Raw genomic sequence first — 17,132 nt, 5'->3', positions numbered from 1 at the left:
GAAAAGGCCCAGGACCATGCAGACCTCCGCCGCGCTCCAGCGCATCCAGCCCTCCGCCACGCTCGCGATGACGAGCCGCGTGTTCGAGCTGAAGCGGCAGGGCATCGACGTGATCGGCCTCGGCGCCGGCGAGCCCGATTTCGACACGCCCGATTTCGTCAAGGAAGCGGCGATCGAGGCGATCCGCGCGGGCAAGACGAAGTACACCAACGTCGACGGCACCCCCGAATTGAAGCAGGCGGTCGTCGCCAAGTTCGCGCGCGACAACGGCCTGACCTATGCCGAGAACCAGATCAGCGTGAACTCGGGCGGCAAGCACACTTTGTTCAACGCCTTCTGCGCGACGATCGACGCCGGCGACGAAGTCATCGTCCCCGCGCCTTATTGGGTGAGCTATCCCGACGTGGTCGAATTCGCCGGCGGCAAGCCGGTGTTCATCGCGGCGGGCGCCGACCAGAACTACAAGATCCGTCCCGAACAGCTCGAGGCCGCGATCACTGCGAAGACCAAATGGGTGGTGCTCAACTCGCCCTCGAACCCGACGGGTGCGGCGTACAGCGCGGCCGAACTGAAGGCGCTGGGCGAAGTGCTCGAGCGGCACCCGCACGTACTGATCTATGCCGACGACATGTACGAGCACATCCTCTATGACGGTTTCGAATTCGCGACGATCGCGCAGGTCTGCCCGTCGCTCTACGATCGCACGCTCACCGCCAACGGCGTCTCCAAGGCGTACGCCATGACCGGCTGGCGGATCGGCTATGCCGGCGGCCCGGTTTGGCTGATCAAGGCGATGGGCAAGCTCCAGTCGCAATCGACCTCGAACCCGTGCAGCATCTCGCAGGCGGCGTCGGTCGCTGCGCTCAACGGCGACCAGAGCTTCCTCAAGGAGCGCGTCGCGGCGTTCCAGGGGCGGCGCGATCTCGTCGTGTCGATGCTCAACCAGATCAACGGCATGACCTGCCCGCGGCCCGAGGGCGCCTTCTACGTCTATCCCGAATTCGCCGGGCTGATCGGCAAGACCACGCCCAAGGGGCTGACGATCACCACCGACGAGGAGATGATCTCCTATCTGCTCGACGAGGCCAAGGTCGCCGCGGTGCACGGCGCCGCCTTCGGCCTCTCGCCGGCGATGCGGATCAGCTATGCGACGTCGGAGGCTTTGCTGACCGAGGCGTGCACGCGCATCCAGACCGCCTGCGCGGCCTTGCGCTGAGGCGCGGGACGCACGATCTTGCGCCCATGCTGAAATGGGCCCTCCCCCTCGGTCTCGCCGGAGCGGTTTTGCTGCTGCCGGCGATCGCCGCCCCCGCCGCCGAACGCGCGGTGCCGATCCCGCCGCCGGCGCAGGACGTCACCGGCGGTAAGAACGAGCAGGTCGCCGTCCTTGCCGGCGGCTGCTTCTGGGGGATGGAGGCGGTCTTCCAGTCGGTGAAGGGCGTGCATTCGGTGACCAGCGGCTTTGCCGGGGGGACCAAGGGCACCGCCAGCTACGGCCAGGTATCGACCGAGCGCACTGCGCATGCCGAGGCGGTGCGCATCGTCTATGATCCGACGAAGGTCAGCTACGGCACGCTGCTGCGCGTCTATTTCTCGGTCGCGCACGATCCGACCCAGCTCAACCGCCAGGGCCCTGACACCGGCCCCAGCTATCGTTCGGCAATCTTTCCGCAGGACGCCGCCCAGCGCCGTGTCGCCGCCGCGTACATCGCGCAACTGAGTCGCACCAAGGCATGGGCGAAGCCGATCGTGACGAAGATCGAGAGCGGCGCCTTCTATCCAGCCGAAGCGTATCACCAGGACTTCTTCTGGCGGAACCCGACGCACCCCTACATCGTGCGCTGGGACAAGCCCAAGGTCGCCGCCTTCCGCAACGCGTTTCCACAACTCGCGAACTAGTTCCCTCTTAGCCCTCTCCCGCTTTCGCGGGAGAGGATGGGATTCAAATCAGCCCCATCGCGGCCAGCTCGCCCACCAGCCCCGCAGGCATCTCGGCAACGCCCGCACCCGCCTCGCCCAGGTCCACCGGCGCGTCCTTGCCCTCCAGATAACGCCAGCCCTGGTGCGCGCGCTTGGGCCGCGCCTGGACGAGCACCAGTTTCGGCTCGAGATAGATCGCGATGCGCCCGCCCTCGGCCTCGCCGAAGCCCAGGATCGGCGAGCGCCCGATCAACTGGTGCTTGATGATCCAGAACAGCGATCCGCCCGCGATTTCCGCATGCCGCTTGGGCATATAACGTGTGGTCAGGAAAGCGGGCTGGTGCGCCGCCTTGAGCGCGAGGCGTTCCTGGAGATATTCGATGCTGTCGCAGCCATAGGCGACTTTGGTCAGGTGTAGCGGCACGCGACCAATCTGGGGCGGCGGCCAAGGCAGGGCAAGCGCCGGAGCCGGGATTCGTTCTGGCTTCCAAAATAGGATTTGGCGTGAGACGATCCTGCCGCTCTTTGAAACCCGTGAATCGCGCGGCGTCGTTTGCGCAATATTCTTGCTGGACGGCGCAACGAAATTAGCGAATCCGCGGGAAAAGTGCGAAGTTAAGCGCGGCAAATCCTACAAACTAACCGACCAGCCCGCTCGCGGTCGCCAGTCCAAGGAACGCGAGGAATCCCATCGAATCGGTCACCATGGTGACGAACACCGAGGACGCCACCGCCGGATCCTGCTCGAAACGCTCGAGCGTCAGCGGCACCAGCACCCCCGCCAGCCCGGCGATCAATATGTTGGCGAGCATCGCCGCCGCGATCACCATTCCCAGCCCGGCGTCGTGAAAAGCCGCACCGATGCCCAACCCGATCACCGTCGCGACGGTCAGTCCGTTGAGCACGGCGATCGAGATCTCGCGCCGGATCGCGCGCAGTGTGTTCGATTGGGTGAGCTGGTTGGTGGCGAGCGCGCGCACCGTCACTGCCAGCGTCTGCGTCCCCGCGTTGCCGCCGACTCCGGCGACGATCGGCATCAACGCGGCGAGTACGGCTTTCTGCGCGATCGTCGCGTCGAAGAAGAACACGATCGTCGCTGGCACCAAAGCGGTGACCAGATTGGTGAGCAGCCAGCGGACGCGTCCCCGATAGCTGTCGACCACGGGTTCGTTGATGTCGCCTTCGCCCGCGCCCGACAGATGGAGGATGTCTTCGCCCGCCTCTTCGGAGATGATGTGGACCACGTCGTCGACGGTGATCATGCCGACCAGCCGCCCATTCGAATCGATCACCGCGGCCGAGATCAGCGCGTATTTCTGGAAGCGGAGCGCCACTTCCTCCTGGTCCATATCGGCTGGGATCAGCGTCTGCTCGCGCTTCATCACGTCGGCGATCGAAACCGCGCGCGGCGTCCGCAATATCCAGCTCAGATGGCAAGTGCCCACCGGATGGTGTGCGGGATCGACGACGAAGATTTCCCAGAAATCGGTGGTCAGTTCCTCTTCGCGCCGCAGATAGTCGAGCACGTCGCCGACGGTCCAATGCTCGGGCACCGCGATCAGCTCGCGCTGCATCAGGCGGCCGGCGGTCTCTTCGGGATAAGAGAGCGCTTCCTCGATCGCGGCGCGATCGTCGGGGTCGAGCGCGCGAAGCACTTCGCGCTGGTCCTCGACATCCATATCCTCGATGATCGCTACGGCGTCGTCGGTATCGAGTTCGGCGGCGATATCCGCCACCTGGTGGGGCTCGAGCGCGTCGACCAGCGCCTCGCGCACCCAGTCGTTCATTTCGGCGAGCACGTCGCCATCGATCAGGTCGCTGATCGCCGCCGCCAGCGCCGGACGCAACTCGGCGGGAGTCAGCTCGACGAGATCGGCGATGTCCGCGGGATGTAGGGGGGCGACGCGCGCGCGCGCGGTCTCGGCATCGCCTGCGGCGACTGCTTCCAGCACGGCGCTGACGAATTCGGGCTTGAGCCGGTCGTCCTCGTCGAGCTCGCTCTCGGGTGCCCGCGACTCTGGATGAAGTTCGGTCTCGCTCATCGTCCGACCTCCCTGTTGCGCCCGGTCGCGCCGCTCCTAGCGCGCGCGGTTCCAACTGCCAATGCAGCGCGCGTGTTGCAAGCCACTGGCAAGGTGCTTAGGGCCGCAGGCAAAGTTCCATCGGAGTAGTCTATGTCCACGCCCAGCACGCTCGTCCTGACTCTCGATACCGGCGATGTCCGGATCAAGCTTCGTCCCGATCTGGCGCCGAAGCATGTCGAGCGCATCGTTAAGCTGGCCGGGGACGGCTTTTATGACGGCGTCGTCTTCCACCGCGTGATCGACGGTTTCATGGCGCAGGGCGGCGATCCCTCGGGCACCGGCATGGGCGGCTCGAAGGAGCCCAACCTTTCGCAGGAATTCAGCGCCGAGCCGCATGTCCGCGGCATCTGCTCGATGGCGCGGACCAACGATCCGAACAGCGCCAATTCGCAATTCTTCATCTGCCTCGACGACGCGACCTTCCTCGATCGCCAGTACACGGTGTGGGGCGAAGTGACCGAAGGCATGGAGAATGTCGACGCGCTCCCCAAGGGCGAGCCGCCGCGCAATCCGGGCAAGATCGTCAAGGCGACTGTCGAAGCTTGAACGTCACCCCGGCGAAAGCCGGGGTAACTGTCTTCGCTCAGACGCTGTCCGCGCCCAGCGACTCGATCAGCCAGTCGTGGAAGATCCGCACCGGGCGCTGGCTCAGCGCGCGCGGGCGGCAGACGAACCAATAGCTGTAATGGCTCTCCACCGTCAGGTCGAAAAGCTGGACGAGCCGCTCGTCGCGCGCCGCTTCGAAATGCGATTCGAGCATGAAGGCGACGCCCAGCCCCTGCGCCGCAGCCTCGAGCATCAGATTGCCCGAATCGAAATGGTCGATCGCCAGTGGCTCGAGATCCGGGAAGCCCGCCGCCGCGCGCCACGCGGTGAAGGTCTCGGGCATGTCGCGATGGACCAAAGCGGTGAGCTTCGAAAGCTGTTCGGGGCGAGTGATCGGATCGGGACCTTCGCGCAGGGTCCGTGCCCCGATCACATGGACGCGGTTGCGATCGAGCCGGCGCGAATAGAAACCCGGATCGATGTCGCGCGCGATGACGATCGCCGCGTCGAGCCCGTCGCCTAGCCGCGCGACGCCATAGCCCGCAGTGTCGACGTCGAGGTGCAACTCGGGGTGCCGGCGCTTGAGTTCGGGAAGGCGCGGCAGCAGCTGCTGCGTCGCATAGAGCGGCAGCACGCCGAGCCGTAGTCGCAGCAACTCGCTGCCGCTGGTCATCGCTTCGACGGCGTCGGTCATCGCATCGAGCGCGGGCGCGATCAGCCCAAGCAACCGATCGCCATCATCGTTGAGCCGCAGCGCCTGGTGACGGCGCTCGAACAACGGCTTGCCGATGAATCGCTCGAGCGATTGCACCCGGCGGCTCAGCGCCGGCGAGGACAATGCGAGCTCCTCCGCCGCGGCCTTGATCGAGCCGAGTCGCGCGACCTGGACGAATGCCTCGATGGCGGTGAGGGGCGGTAGCCTACGCATGGTCTTTCTTTTGTGCACTGCAGTACGAGCTTCGTCGAGAGCGTGCGCGGGTGCAAGCCCCCAATGTGCCTGTGCAGCTACTATCGTTCGATGACATTACGATTGCAACCCTTGCAACTTGGCCAAGTATATTTCGCACTTGCACAAAAATTCGCCGCACTGCACATAGAGCGTGCCTTTCAGGCATCCTCTCCTAAAACTTTCCCGGCGGGTCCTTGTGGCCCGCCATTTTTTTTGCCCCCTCGCGGCACGGAAAGTCCGTTCCTATGTTCCCGTTTCATTGCCTGAAGGAAATGAAGCGTGGCGGACGACGAAACGAGAGGACGCAAGTTACAGGTTGCCAACAGCCGGCCCGAGGATAGCGGCCGCGGCATCGCGCATATCCCGCGCAGCCAGATGGCGGCGCTCGGGATCACCGAAGGCGACGTGATCGAGATCGTCGGCAAGCGTGCCACGCCTGCGCGCGCGGTGCTGCCTTATGCCGAGGACGAAGGACTCGAATTGCTCCGTATCGACGGGCTCCAGCGCGCCAATGCCGGCGTCGGCTCGGGCGATTTCGTCGAGGTTCGGGCGGCGGTGTCGAAACCGGCGACTCGCGTCGTGTTTGCGCCTGCCCAGGCCAATTTGCGGCTCCAGGGTTCGGCGCAGGCGCTCCAGCGCACCTTTTACGGCCGCCCGCTTGCGCAGGGCGATATCGTCGCCACCGCGGGGCATCACCGCGTCGTCGATCCCAATGTCCAGCGCTGGGTCAATGCGCCGGCCTATGCGCTGCAGGAGATCCGCCTCGCAGTTGTCTCGGCAACGCCCAAGGGCATCGTCCATATCGACGAGAATACCGAAGTCGAGCTGCGGCCCGAGTTCGAGGAGGCATCCGAGAGCCGGCGCGCCGACGTGACCTATGACGATATCGGCGGGATGGCCGCGACGATCGATCAGCTTCGCGAAATGGTCGAGCTGCCGCTGCGCTATCCGGAGCTGTTCCAGCGGCTCGGCGTAGATCCGCCCAAGGGCGTGCTGCTCCATGGCCCGCCCGGAACCGGCAAGACGCGGCTGGCGCGTGCCGTGGCGAACGAGAGCGACGCCACCTTCCACTTGATCAATGGCCCGGAGATCATGGGCTCGGCCTATGGCGAGTCTGAATCGCGCCTGCGCCAGGTGTTCGAGGAAGCGGCCAAGTCGGCGCCGTCGATCGTGTTCATCGACGAGATCGATTCGATCGCGCCCAAGCGCGGCCAGGTCTCGGGCGAGGCCGAGAAGCGCCTCGTCGCGCAGCTGCTGACCCTGATGGACGGGCTGGAGGCGCGCGCCAACATCGTGGTGATCGCAGCGACCAATCGGCCCGACGCTATCGATGAAGCGCTGCGCCGTCCGGGCCGCTTCGATCGTGAGATCGTGGTCGGCGTGCCCGACGAGCGTGGCCGCCGCGAGATTCTCGGCATCCACACCCGCGGCATGCCCCTGGGCGACCGCGTCGATCTCGGCGAGCTCGCGCGCACCACCTACGGGTTCGTCGGCGCCGATCTAGCCGCGCTCACCCGGGAGGCGGCGATCGAGGCGGTCCGCCGGCTGATGCCGCAGCTCAACCTCGAGGATCGCAGCATCCCCGCCGAAGTGCTCGACACGCTGTCGGTCACGCGCGAGGATTTCCTCGAGGCGCTCAAGCGCGTTCAGCCTTCTGCGATGCGCGAAGTGATGGTCGAGGCGCCACGCGTCCGCTGGGAGGATGTCGGCGGGCTCGACGACGCCCAGATGCGGCTCAAGGAAGGCGTCGAGCTGCCATTGAAGGATCCCGACGCGTTCCGCCGCCTGGGTATCCGTCCAGCCAAGGGCTTCCTGCTCTATGGCCCGCCCGGCACCGGTAAGACCTTGCTCGCCAAGGCGGTCGCGCGCGAGGCGGAGGCGAACTTCATCGCCACCAAGTCGAGCGACCTGCTCAGCAAATGGTATGGCGAGAGCGAGCAGCAGATCGCGCGCCTCTTCGCCCGCGCACGGCAGGTCGCGCCGTGCGTGATCTTCATCGACGAGCTCGATTCGCTGGTACCCGCACGCGGTGGGGGCTTGGGCGAGCCGCAGGCGACCGAGCGGGTGGTCAATACCATCCTCTCGGAGATGGACGGGCTCGAGGAACTACAATCGGTGGTGGTGATCGGCGCGACCAATCGGCCGAACCTGATCGATCCGGCGCTGTTGCGCCCCGGGCGGTTCGACGAATTGGTCTATGTCGGCGTGCCCGACAAGGCTGGGCGCGAGCGCATCCTCAAGATCCAGACCGCGAAGATGCCGCTCGCGAGCGATGTCGATCTCGGCGCGGTGGCCGAGGAGACCCAGCGCTATACCGGCGCCGATCTCGAGGACGTGGTGCGCCGCGCCGGCCTGGTCGCGCTCCGCAAATCGCTGGGCGCCAGCGAAGTCTCGATGGCCGATTTCGAGGAGGCCCTGGCCGACTCCCGCGCCACGGTGACGCCCGAGATGGAGGACGAGTACGAGGCCATGTCGGGGCGGCTGAAGCAGCAGGCGTCGGCCATCCAGCCGATCGGCTTCATTGCGCCGGGGATGCTCCACGGTCGGGGTCCGAAGGGCGAAGATTGAGCCAGCCATAAACGAGCAGGCACGCGAGTGCGGCGGCCGCTGTCAGATAAGGCAGCGGCCGCCACAGCTCGTATAGCCCCACGCCGATCGACGGCCCGAGCACGAACGCCGCGCCGTTGACCGAAGTGACCTTGCCCGCCACCGAACCCTGCGCCTCGGCGCCGACCGCGAGCGACGATCCCGCGGTGAATCCCGGCCGCGCCAGCCCCATGCCGAGCGAAGTCAGCGCATAGCCCAGCGCGATCCCGTACAGCGACGTCGCGCTGCCGACCGCGATACAGCCGAAAACTCCCAAAGCCGCGCCGGCGAGGATCAGCGCGCGCGGCTTGAGGTCGAGCAAGGGAATCAGTCCCCATTGCGCGAGCAGCGCCGATCCCGCGCCCATCATCAACACGAGACCGGTGGGCTGAAGCGCCTCCATCGGCGACACCGCCAGCCGATCGATGATCAGGAAACCGATCGCCTGCCCGGTCATCGCCTGGGCATGGCCGATCACCAGCCCGCTGATGATCCACGCGCGCACCCGCAGGTCGAAATAGCCCACTTTCTCGCTGGTCTCGGCCATCGCCGCGGTCACCGTCGCGCCGGTGCCCTGCCCGCCGATCGACGGGTAGCTCGATGCCGCGCCATGGCCGATGCCTTCGTCCTTTGGCAGCATCCGCACCACCGCGATCCAGATCACCGCGCCGATCGCCGCCGCCACGAAGGCCGGGCCCGCCAGCCCGATCTCGGGCCCGCCGCTCCAGAGATGCCCGAGCACCAGATAAGGCGCGACGGCCGGGCCGAGGATCGTGCCGAGCCCGAACGCCGAGGCGAGCAAGGTCAGCGCTCGCGTCCGCTCCTCGCGCGTCGTCCGCCCCGCGACGATCGCCTGCACCGCCGGCGGTGCCGCCGAACCGAACGTTCCGTAGATCACTCGACCGATGATGAAGGCGATAAAGGTCGCCAGCGGCCCGAGCACGCCGTTGATCCCCAATGCGAGGAAGACGCCGCACAACAGCAGCGACACGGTGAAGCCCGCCACGCCGACCAGCACCATCGCGCGCCGCCCATGCCGGTCGGAGCGATTGGCCCAGAAGGGCGCGGCGATCACCCAGAGCAGCGCGGATACCGAAAACACCGCCGCCACCGCGCTGTCGGCGGCACCGAGCGAGCGACCGAGCGCAGGCAATACCGATTGCAGCGCGGTGTTCCCCGCCGCGATCGTCAGCATCACCGTGAAGAGCAATGCGAAGGTGCGATCGAAGCTCCGGACTCTCATTCGCGAGCCCAGGAATAGCTGCGATTGATGTCGGCAACGTGCAGCCGGTACCATTTGTACCAGCGCCCGCGGCCTGCCTCGCGCGTCGCGGCATGATCGGGATGCTTGCGCCACGCCACTGCGCTCGCCTCGTCGGCCCAATAGCTGAGCGTGATGCCGAGTCCCCCAGCCGACACGCTGTCGATGCCGCGATAACCGGGTTGGCGCGCGGCGAGCGCGTCCATCGCGTCGGCGGCGGCGGCATAGCCTTCCGAGTCGTCGCCGGTCCGCTCGGAGATGAACATCACCACCAATTGCCCCGTCCGATCCTCGGCCATGTCAGCGTCTCCCTGTGTATCCGGTCGATAGGCACTTTGGTGCCGCGCGCAAACCCGCTACCGCGCTGCGCGATGCTCACCGACTGGCACTTCTACGCGCTCGCCATCCCCGCCGTGATCCTGCTTGGTCTCGCAAAGGGCGGGTTCGCCGGCATGGGCGCGCTGTCGCTGCCGATGCTGACCTTCGCGATCGATCCGGTGCGCGCAGCGGCGATCCTGCTGCCGATCCTGATCGCACAGGACGTGGTCGGCGTCTGGGCGTTCCGCCGCACCGTCGAGTGGAAGCTGCTCGGCTGGATGATGCCCGGCGCAGTGCTCGGAATCTGGCTCGGCTATGCCTTCGCCGCCAGCGTCTCGCCGCTTGGCGTCATGGCGGCAGTAGGGGCTATCTCGATGATTTTCGGCGCCTATCGCCTCTGGGCCGCGCGCCACGCCGCCGCCCCGCGCGAGGCGGCGCGCTGGCCCTTATGGGTGGGGTCGCTGTTCGGGATCGCTTCGGGCTTCACCAGCCAGATCGCGCATGCCGGCCAGCCGCCGTTCCAGCTCTGGGTGCTGCCGAGAAACCTGGGCCGCGACATGCTGATCGGCACCACGGCGCTGTTCTTCGCCGCGATCAACTGGATCAAGGTGCCGGCCTATGCGGCGCTCGGCCAGTTCACGCGCGCCAACCTGCTGACGGCGGCGGCATTGCTCCCGCTCGCTTTGGCCTCGACCCTCGCCGGCGTATGGCTGGTCCGCCGCATCGCCCCCGAGCGCTTCTACACGACGATCTACTGGCTGATGATCCTTGTCGGCGCCGCGCTGATCTGGGAAGCGCTGGCCTAGAGCCTCAATCGAACAGCGAAGAAACCGAGCTCTCGTCCGCGATCCGCTTGATCGCCTCGGCGAGCAAGGGCGCGATCGTCAGGTGCCGCGTCTTGGCGCTTTCGGCGATCACCGCGTGGTTGCCGATCGAATCGGTGATCACGAGTTCGGTCAGCGCGGACCCGTCGACTCGCGCCACTGCGCCGCCGGAGAGCACGCCGTGGGTACAATAAGCGACGACATCCTCCGCTCCGGCCGCCTTCAGCGCCGCCGCTGCGTTGCACAGCGTCCCCGCCGAATCGACGATGTCGTCGATCAGGATGCAGAAGCGGCCTTCGACATTGCCGATGATGTTCATAACTTCGGATTCGCCTGGGCGTTCGCGGCGCTTGTCGACGATCGCCAGCGGCGCGTTGTCGAGCCGCTTGGCGAGCGCGCGCGCGCGGACCACGCCGCCGACGTCGGGTGAGACCACCATCCACTGTTTGCCCGGAAAGCGCGTCTGGATGTCGGCCGACATCACCGGCGCGGCGAACAGATTGTCGGTCGGGATGTCGAAAAAGCCCTGGATCTGCCCCGCGTGAAGATCGGCGGAGAGCACACGGTTGGCGCCCGCGGTGGTGATCAGATTGGCGACCAATTTGGCAGAGATCGGCGTGCGCGGACCGGGTTTGCGGTCCTGGCGGGCATAGCCGAAATAGGGGAGCACCGCAGTGATGCGCTTGGCCGATGCGCGCCGCAGCGCATCGATCATGATCAGCAGCTCCATCAGGTTGTCGTTGGCCGGATAGCTGGTCGACTGGAGCACGAACACGTCCTCGCCGCGCACGTTCTCCAATATCTCGACGAAGATCTCCTCGTCGGCGAAGCGGCGGACATTGGCCTGGGTCAGCGGGATCTCGAGATAATCCGCAATCGCGCTGGCAAGCGGCATGTTCGAATTGCCGGCCATCAGTTTCATAGTGTGCTTCCCGTCGACCTTGGTCCCTGGCCCACCCCTTAGAGCGCGGATCGGGAGAGGCAAAGGGGCATTGCCGCTCGGCCGCGTGCGGCCTAGGTCGCGACCATGATCGTAACCACGCGCTTTGCCCCCAGCCCGACGGGGACGCTCCATGTCGGCAATCTGCGCACCGCGCTCCACAACTGGATGTTCGCGAAGGCCAATAATGGGCGATTCCTGTTGCGCATCGACGACACCGATCGCGCGCGTTCGGAGGAGCGGCACGTGGATTCGATCCGCGCCGATCTCGCCTGGCTCGGGCTCGCTCCGGATGGCGAGGAACGCCAGTCCGCGCGCTTCGATCGCTACGAGGCGCGTTTCGCCGAGCTGGTCGCCGCCGGCCGCGTCTATCCGGCGTACGAGACCGCGCAGGAGCTCGATCTCAAGCGCAAGATACTGCTCGGGCGTGGCCTGCCCCCGGTCTATGATCGCGCCGCGCTCGCGCTGAGCGAGGCCGATCGGGCCAGGGTGGAAGCCGAAGGCGTCCGCCCGCACTGGCGCTTCAAGCTCGATCACGATGCGCCGATCGAATGGGACGATCTGGTCCGCGGCCATCAGCGCTTCGATCCGAAGACGATGAGCGATCCGGTGATCCGCCGCGCCGATGGCTCGTGGCTCTATCTCTTCCCCTCGGTGGTCGACGATATGGACATGGCCGTCACGCACGTCGTGCGCGGCGAGGATCATGTCTCGAATACCGCCACGCAGCTCCAGATGTTCGACGCGCTGGGGAGCAGCCCGCCTGCCTTCGCGCATGAGGCACTGCTGGTCGGCAATGAAGGCAAGCTCTCCAAGCGGCTCGGCTCGCTCGGCGTCGATCATTTCCGCGATGCCGGCATCGAACCGCAGGCGCTGGTCGCGTTGCTCGCGCGGCTCGGCACCAGCGATCCGGTAGAGCCGTTCGCCGATCCGGCGCCGCTGGTCGCCGGATTCGATTTCGCCCGTTTCGGCCGCGCGCCGGCGCGCTTCGACGAGGCCGAGCTTGCTCAGCTCAATGCGCGGATCGTCCACCAACTCGGCTTCGATGCCGTTGCTGCGCGGCTTCCCGACGGCATGACGCCAGCCGCCTGGGAGGCGATTCGCCCCAATCTTTCCACGATCGCCGAAGCCGGCGACTGGTGGCGCGTGATCGAAGGCCCGATCGATCCCGCCGATCTGCCGGACGAGGATCGCGCTTATCTTGCACAGGCGGCGGATGTGGCGGCGCGGATCGATTGGTCCGCCGATCCGTGGCATGCGCTCACCGGCGCGCTCAAGGAAATGACGGGGCGCAAGGGCAAGCCGCTGTTCCTGCCGCTGCGACTCGCGCTCACCGGGCGCGAGCACGGCCCCGACATGGCGGCTTTGTTGCCGTTGATCGGCCGCGACGCCGCGCTCTCCCGCCTCGGCGCGGAGAGCTAGCGGCGCTCTATTTACGCATTGAATGAGACGTTGTATCATCACTAACGCCGGCATCGAGACCGGTGGAGATGGAGAGCAACGCCATGTATGCCGAACATCGCTATGCCGCGCCCAAATCGCGCACCGTCAGCCTGGGAGGTGCGTTTCTGATCAACGGCGCGCTGATCGCCGGGCTGATCTTCGCCGCACCCAATGTCATTCCGAAAGGGCCCGAGGACGGCATCACCGTGATTCCGATCCGCAATCCAGTCGAGCCTCCGCCCATCGATCTGCCGAAACCGAAACCGGACAATCGCGCCGCGCAGAACCCTACGCCCACCGCTCCCGATCCGTTCATCAAGAGCGAGAGCGACAATGAGACGAAGACGACTCCGGTGATCGGCGATCCGCCCCTCCCGCCGCTGCCCAAGGCCGAAGACGGGCCAATCTTCGTCCCCGAACCGTCCCCTCCGCTGCCGCCGCTGATCGGCGCTGAGCAGGACCTTCGCTTCGCGAGAGATTTCCAGCCCGGTTATCCCTCCGCCGAACTTCGCGCCCAGCGTGATGGCATGGTCAAGATCAGGGTACTGATCGGCGTCGACGGCCGCGTGAAGGCCGCCGAATCGGTCAGCGCGACCAGCGACGCCTTCTTCGAGGCGACTCGCCGTCAGGCGCTCTCGAAATGGCGCTTCAAGCCGGCGACCCGCGGCGGAATCCCGCAGGAGAGCTGGAAGACGATGAGCGTCCGGTTCGAGATCAAGAACCAATAAGGCGTGCGCCGGCCGCTTCGGCGGCCGGCCGGCGCGGGGGTTTGCCCTGGAGCCCCCGCGCCCTTATCTTGGGCGGCGACATGACCTTCCTCAAATTCTTCTCGCCAGTGGCTGCTTATCGCGATCTGCGCCTCTTCCTCGCGACGCGCCGGCGCCACGAGCTGTGGTTCATGGCGCTTTCGCTGGCCGTCACGACGCTGATCATCTTCGTTTTCTTCAAGGATGCGAACTTCCAGAAGCCGTACGAACGCAACATCATCTATGTCGAGCAATGGCCGATCACGCGCACCGACGAGCAGATTCGCGCGCAGCAGAAGATCGATCAGGCGAAGAAGGCCATTCAGCTGGCCGAGCTGAAGAAGAAGCGCGAGGCCAAACAGGCCGAGTTCAAGCGACTCGACGACAAGCTCGAATCGTGGGGCTTCTGAGCGACGCGCGCTGGATGAGCGCTGCGCTGGCGCTTTCCGAACGCACGCGGGGGCGCACCGCCCCCAATCCCAATGTCGGCTGCGTGCTGGTGAAAGAGAGTCGCGTGGTCGGCCGCGGCTGGACCCAGCCCGGCGGGCGTCCCCACGCCGAGGCGATGGCGCTGTCGCAAGCCGGCGAAAAGTCGCGCGGCGCGACTTGCTACGTCACGCTGGAACCCTGCGCGCACGCCTCGCCGCGTGGCCCCGCTTGTGCCGACCTGTTGATCGCTGCTGGCGTCGCCCGCGTGGTGATCGCGCTCGGCGACCCCGATCCGCGCACCAATGGCCAGGGCGTGGCGCGCCTGCGCACGGCCGGGATCCACGTCGTCGAGGGCGGGGCCGAAGCGCCCGCGCGCGCGGCGATGGCGGGCTTCCTCACTCGGCGCGCCAAAGGCCGACCTTTCGTTACGCTCAAGCTCGCCACCTCGCTCGACGGCCGCATCGCGCTTGCCTCGGGAGAGAGCCGCTGGATCACCGGTCTTGAGGCCCGCGCCCACGCGCATCTCGAACGCGCGCGGCACGAGGCGATTCTCGTCGGGCGCCGCACTGCGGAGATCGACCGACCGAAGCTCGATGTGCGTCTGCCCGGACTCGAGTCCCGTTCGCCCCGTCGCCTGATCCTCTCGTCCGCCGGCGATCTCTCTCGTCCGTCCGACATCGCAGACCTCGAAGGCGTCGATCATCTGCTCGTCGAAGGCGGTGCCGAGACCGCTGCCGCGTTCCTGTGCGAGGGACTGGTCGATCGCCTTCTCCTCTATCGCGCGCCGATCCTGATCGGTGCCGGCAAGGCGGCGCTCGGCGATCTCGGCCTCGCCGATCTCGCATCGGCGCACGGCCGTTGGCGCCTCACCGACACGCGGATGCTTGGCAGCGACCGCCTCGAAGTCTACGCGAGCTCCTGATGTTTACGGGAATCGTCACCGATATCGGCACCGTCACTGCCGCGACGCAACAGGGCGACCTGCGCGTCGAGGTGGCTACCCGCTACGACGTCGACACGATCGACTTGGGCGCGTCGATCTCCTGTTCGGGCGTCTGCCTGACCGTGGTGGACAAGGCCCCCGGGCGCGTCGCGTTCGACGTTTCGGCCGAGACCGTCTCGCGCACCGCTGCGGATATGTGGGCAGAAGGCCGGCGCCTCAATCTCGAACGCGCGCTCCGGCTTGGCGATGAGCTCGGCGGACATATCGTCACCGGCCATGTCGACGGCATCGGCACCGTCGCCGAATGGCGCGAGGAGGGCGGATCGCACCGGCTGACGATTGCGGCCGGCAAGGACCTTGCCCCTTATGTCGCCGCCAAGGGCTCGATCACCATCGACGGCGTCTCGCTCACCGTGAATGCAGTCGAGGACACCACATCAGGCGTAAATCTGATGCTCAACATCATTCCCCACACCGCCGCCGTCACTACATTCGGGTCAATGCAACCCGGGCAGGCGGTCAATCTCGAGATCGACGTGCTTGCCCGTTATCTCCAGCGCATGGAGGCGCTCCGTGGCAAAGCCTGAACAATCAAGTCCCTTGTCCCGCCTCAAGCACGGTTTCCTGTCCTCGCCCGAGGAGTTGATCGACGAGGCCCGCAACGGCCGCATGTTCATCCTCGTCGACGACGAGGACCGCGAGAATGAAGGCGATCTCGTCATCCCCGCCCAAATGGCGACGCCGGACGCGATCAACTTCATGGCGCGGTTCGGCCGCGGGTTGATCTGTCTCGCGCTCACCAAGGAACGCGTCGACCAGCTCGGGCTCGATCTGATGTCGCGCAACAACGGCACCCGGCACGAGACTGCCTTCACTGTCTCGATCGAGGCGCGCGAAGGCGTGACCACCGGGATTTCCGCCGCCGATCGGGCGCGCACCATTTCGGTTGCGATCGACGCATCGAAGGACAGGCACGCGATCGTCACGCCCGGCCATGTCTTCCCGCTCGTCGCCCGCGACGGCGGCGTGCTGGTCCGCACCGGGCACACCGAGGCCGCGGTCGATGTGGCCCGGCTCGCGGGGCTCAACCCTTCCGGCGTGATCTGCGAGATCATGAAGGACGACGGGACGATGGCGCGGATGGACGATCTCGTCTCCTTCGCGCAGTTCCACAATCTGAAGATCGGCACGATCCGTGATCTGATCGCCTATCGCCGTCGCCACGATCACCTCGTCGAGAAGCGCGCCGAAGCCCGGTTCGAAAGCGACTGGGGCGGCGAATGGACCGCCTACACTTTCTGGAACAAGGCGACCGAGAGCGAGCAGGTGGCTTTGGTCAAAGGTCGGATCGACTCGTCGAAGCCGACTCTCGTCCGCATGCATGCGCTCTCGCCGTTCAGCGATATTTTCGGCGAGGGCGGCAGTCGCGGCGGCCTGCTGCGCCGCTCGATGGAGATCATCGGCGAAGAGGGCGCGGGTGTTGTCGTCGTGATCAACAAGCCGCGGCCCGACCAGTTCAGCGTCGCGCTGCAGGCGCGGGCGGGAACGCTCCAGCCCAAGGATATGGACGAGTTGCGCGATTACGGCGTCGGCGCCACGATCCTCACCGAACTCGGCGTGCAGGACATGATCCTGCTCACCAACACCCACCACACGCTTGTCGGGCTCGACGGCTACGGCCTGTCGATCGTCGGCGAGCGTGCAATCGATCTGGAGAGTTGATGGCCCGCGTTCTGATCGTCGAAGCCCGTTTCTACGCGCATTTGAACGACATGCTGCTCGACGGCGCGCGCACCGCGCTGCAGGAGGCAGGGCATGACTATGAAGTCGTGACGGTCCCCGGCGCGCTCGAAATCCCGGGCGCGGTGGCGATGGCGCTCGAGACCGGGCAGTACGATGCCTTTGTCGCGCTCGGCGTCGTGATACGCGGCGAGACATATCATTTCGAAATCGTCGCGGGCGAGAGCGCGCGGGGACTGATGGCATTGGCGCTCGACGGAACGCCCATCGGCAACGGCATTCTGACGGTCGAGAACGAAGAGCAGGCGCTGGTCCGCGCCGACCCGACGCAGAAGGACAAAGGCGGCGAGGCCGCCAGCGCGGCGTTGGCCATGCTCGCGCTCAAGGCCAGGTTCGCCTGATC

The 17,132-nt window shown here is 66.4% G+C and carries 18 protein-coding genes; 12 read left to right on the top strand and 6 right to left on the bottom strand.

Features of this window, described 5'->3' with window-relative positions:
- Positions 1-16 precede the first annotated feature (16 nt).
- Both BR78_RS0114945 and msrA read left to right on the top strand, forming a co-directional pair.
- A complete protein-coding gene (locus BR78_RS0114945; RefSeq protein WP_029936892.1) occupies positions 17-1,216 on the top strand; it encodes a pyridoxal phosphate-dependent aminotransferase in 1,200 nt (399 codons plus the stop codon).
- Between the two features lie 26 nt (positions 1,217-1,242).
- Positions 1,243-1,899, top strand: a complete 657-nt coding sequence (msrA, locus tag BR78_RS0114940) for a peptide-methionine (S)-S-oxide reductase MsrA (protein ID WP_029936891.1) — start codon at positions 1,243-1,245, stop codon at positions 1,897-1,899.
- A 43-nt stretch (positions 1,900-1,942) separates the two neighbouring features.
- On the opposite strand, the gene BR78_RS0114935 is transcribed toward msrA, so the two are convergent.
- On the bottom strand, positions 1,943-2,344 hold the full coding sequence (locus BR78_RS0114935; protein ID WP_029936890.1) for a DUF1489 family protein: 402 nt from the start codon (positions 2,342-2,344) through the stop codon (positions 1,943-1,945).
- 214 nt (positions 2,345-2,558) lie between these two features.
- On the bottom strand, positions 2,559-3,962 hold the full coding sequence (gene mgtE, locus BR78_RS0114930; protein ID WP_029936889.1) for a magnesium transporter: 1,404 nt from the start codon (positions 3,960-3,962) through the stop codon (positions 2,559-2,561).
- 132 nt (positions 3,963-4,094) lie between these two features.
- Between mgtE and BR78_RS0114925 the strand changes: the two genes are divergently transcribed.
- Positions 4,095-4,550, top strand: a complete 456-nt coding sequence (locus BR78_RS0114925; RefSeq protein WP_029936888.1) for a peptidylprolyl isomerase — start codon at positions 4,095-4,097, stop codon at positions 4,548-4,550.
- Between the two features lie 37 nt (positions 4,551-4,587).
- On the opposite strand, the gene BR78_RS0114920 is transcribed toward BR78_RS0114925, so the two are convergent.
- Positions 4,588-5,478: a LysR substrate-binding domain-containing protein gene (locus BR78_RS0114920; RefSeq protein ID WP_029936887.1), complete on the bottom strand. Its 891-nt coding sequence runs from the start codon at positions 5,476-5,478 to the stop codon at positions 4,588-4,590.
- 300 nt (positions 5,479-5,778) lie between these two features.
- Here BR78_RS0114920 and BR78_RS0114915 point away from each other — a divergent pair, with 300 nt between their 5' ends.
- Complete coding sequence (locus tag BR78_RS0114915) at positions 5,779-8,067, top strand: CDC48 family AAA ATPase (RefSeq protein WP_029936886.1); 2,289 nt, start codon at positions 5,779-5,781, stop codon at positions 8,065-8,067.
- Here the strand turns inward: BR78_RS0114915 and BR78_RS0114910 are convergent.
- On the bottom strand, positions 8,018-9,382 hold the full coding sequence (locus tag BR78_RS0114910) for an MFS transporter (RefSeq protein ID WP_231478270.1): 1,365 nt from the start codon (positions 9,380-9,382) through the stop codon (positions 8,018-8,020). The two genes, BR78_RS0114915 and BR78_RS0114910, sit on opposite strands and share 50 nt — an antisense overlap.
- The gene (locus BR78_RS0114905; protein ID WP_029936884.1) at positions 9,325-9,645 is read right to left on the bottom strand and encodes an antibiotic biosynthesis monooxygenase family protein; all 321 of its coding nucleotides are present in this window, start codon (positions 9,643-9,645) and stop codon (positions 9,325-9,327) included. Before BR78_RS0114905 ends, BR78_RS0114910 begins: the two co-directional genes overlap by 58 nt.
- 72 nt (positions 9,646-9,717) lie before the next feature.
- Between BR78_RS0114905 and BR78_RS0114900 the strand changes: the two genes are divergently transcribed.
- Positions 9,718-10,470, top strand: a complete 753-nt coding sequence (locus tag BR78_RS0114900; RefSeq protein WP_029936883.1) for a sulfite exporter TauE/SafE family protein — start codon at positions 9,718-9,720, stop codon at positions 10,468-10,470.
- 4 nt (positions 10,471-10,474) lie between these two features.
- Here the strand turns inward: BR78_RS0114900 and BR78_RS0114895 are convergent, their stop codons facing one another.
- Entirely contained in the window at positions 10,475-11,410 is a 936-nt protein-coding gene (locus tag BR78_RS0114895) for a ribose-phosphate pyrophosphokinase (protein ID WP_029936882.1), read from the bottom strand.
- 105 nt (positions 11,411-11,515) lie between these two features.
- On the opposite strand from BR78_RS0114895, the gene gltX reads away from it, so the two are divergent.
- From gltX to ribH, 7 genes are all read left to right on the top strand, one after another.
- Positions 11,516-12,850 (top strand): glutamate--tRNA ligase, encoded by a 1,335-nt coding sequence (gltX, locus tag BR78_RS0114890; protein WP_029936881.1) that lies wholly within the window; start codon positions 11,516-11,518, stop codon positions 12,848-12,850.
- An 83-nt stretch (positions 12,851-12,933) separates the two neighbouring features.
- Positions 12,934-13,599 (top strand): energy transducer TonB, encoded by a 666-nt coding sequence (locus BR78_RS0114885; protein ID WP_029936880.1) that lies wholly within the window; start codon positions 12,934-12,936, stop codon positions 13,597-13,599.
- A gap of 80 nt (positions 13,600-13,679) precedes the next feature.
- Positions 13,680-14,027 (top strand): hypothetical protein, encoded by a 348-nt coding sequence (locus BR78_RS0114880; RefSeq protein ID WP_029936879.1) that lies wholly within the window; start codon positions 13,680-13,682, stop codon positions 14,025-14,027.
- Positions 14,028-14,041: 14 nt separating this feature from the next.
- Positions 14,042-14,968 carry a bifunctional diaminohydroxyphosphoribosylaminopyrimidine deaminase/5-amino-6-(5-phosphoribosylamino)uracil reductase RibD gene (gene ribD, locus BR78_RS0114875; RefSeq protein WP_029936878.1) on the top strand — a complete coding sequence of 309 codons (927 nt, stop codon included), beginning with the start codon at positions 14,042-14,044 and terminating at the stop codon, positions 14,966-14,968.
- Positions 14,968-15,576, top strand: a complete 609-nt coding sequence (locus tag BR78_RS0114870) for a riboflavin synthase (protein ID WP_029936877.1) — start codon at positions 14,968-14,970, stop codon at positions 15,574-15,576. The genes ribD and BR78_RS0114870 overlap by 1 nt, the downstream gene beginning before the upstream one ends.
- Positions 15,563-16,711: a 3,4-dihydroxy-2-butanone-4-phosphate synthase gene (gene ribB, locus BR78_RS0114865; protein ID WP_029936876.1), complete on the top strand. Its 1,149-nt coding sequence runs from the start codon at positions 15,563-15,565 to the stop codon at positions 16,709-16,711. Before BR78_RS0114870 ends, ribB begins: the two co-directional genes overlap by 14 nt.
- The gene (gene ribH, locus BR78_RS0114860; RefSeq protein WP_029936875.1) at positions 16,711-17,130 is read left to right on the top strand and encodes a 6,7-dimethyl-8-ribityllumazine synthase; all 420 of its coding nucleotides are present in this window, start codon (positions 16,711-16,713) and stop codon (positions 17,128-17,130) included. Before ribB ends, ribH begins: the two co-directional genes overlap by 1 nt.
- Positions 17,131-17,132 lie beyond the last annotated feature (2 nt).

Origin of the sequence: Sphingomonas sp. UNC305MFCol5.2 (assembly GCF_000712135.1) — a bacterium.
In the GTDB taxonomy this organism is placed as follows: Bacteria; Pseudomonadota; Alphaproteobacteria; order Sphingomonadales; family Sphingomonadaceae; genus Sphingomonas.
This window is presented reverse-complemented; position numbering and strand designations above follow the sequence as displayed.

What these genes read in the sequence shown, in the direction of transcription:
- BR78_RS0114885 (WP_029936880.1), top strand. Translation starts at nt 12,934, where the DNA reads ATGTATGCCGAACATCGCTATGCCGCGCCCAAATCGCGCACCGTCAGC.
- msrA (WP_029936891.1), top strand. Translation starts at nt 1,243, where the DNA reads ATGCTGAAATGGGCCCTCCCCCTCGGTCTCGCCGGAGCGGTTTTGCTG.
- ribH (WP_029936875.1), top strand. Translation starts at nt 16,711, where the DNA reads ATGGCCCGCGTTCTGATCGTCGAAGCCCGTTTCTACGCGCATTTGAAC.
- BR78_RS0114945 (WP_029936892.1), top strand. Translation starts at nt 17, where the DNA reads ATGCAGACCTCCGCCGCGCTCCAGCGCATCCAGCCCTCCGCCACGCTC.
- BR78_RS0114905 (WP_029936884.1), bottom strand. Translation starts at nt 9,645, where the DNA reads ATGGCCGAGGATCGGACGGGGCAATTGGTGGTGATGTTCATCTCCGAG.
- ribD (WP_029936878.1), top strand. Translation starts at nt 14,042, where the DNA reads ATGAGCGCTGCGCTGGCGCTTTCCGAACGCACGCGGGGGCGCACCGCC.
- BR78_RS0114895 (WP_029936882.1), bottom strand. Translation starts at nt 11,410, where the DNA reads ATGAAACTGATGGCCGGCAATTCGAACATGCCGCTTGCCAGCGCGATT.
- BR78_RS0114925 (WP_029936888.1), top strand. Translation starts at nt 4,095, where the DNA reads ATGTCCACGCCCAGCACGCTCGTCCTGACTCTCGATACCGGCGATGTC.
- BR78_RS0114880 (WP_029936879.1), top strand. Translation starts at nt 13,680, where the DNA reads ATGACCTTCCTCAAATTCTTCTCGCCAGTGGCTGCTTATCGCGATCTG.
- BR78_RS0114910 (WP_231478270.1), bottom strand. Translation starts at nt 9,382, where the DNA reads ATGGTACCGGCTGCACGTTGCCGACATCAATCGCAGCTATTCCTGGGC.
- BR78_RS0114900 (WP_029936883.1), top strand. Translation starts at nt 9,718, where the DNA reads ATGCTCACCGACTGGCACTTCTACGCGCTCGCCATCCCCGCCGTGATC.
- BR78_RS0114920 (WP_029936887.1), bottom strand. Translation starts at nt 5,478, where the DNA reads ATGCGTAGGCTACCGCCCCTCACCGCCATCGAGGCATTCGTCCAGGTC.
- gltX (WP_029936881.1), top strand. Translation starts at nt 11,516, where the DNA reads ATGATCGTAACCACGCGCTTTGCCCCCAGCCCGACGGGGACGCTCCAT.
- mgtE (WP_029936889.1), bottom strand. Translation starts at nt 3,962, where the DNA reads ATGAGCGAGACCGAACTTCATCCAGAGTCGCGGGCACCCGAGAGCGAG.
- BR78_RS0114870 (WP_029936877.1), top strand. Translation starts at nt 14,968, where the DNA reads ATGTTTACGGGAATCGTCACCGATATCGGCACCGTCACTGCCGCGACG.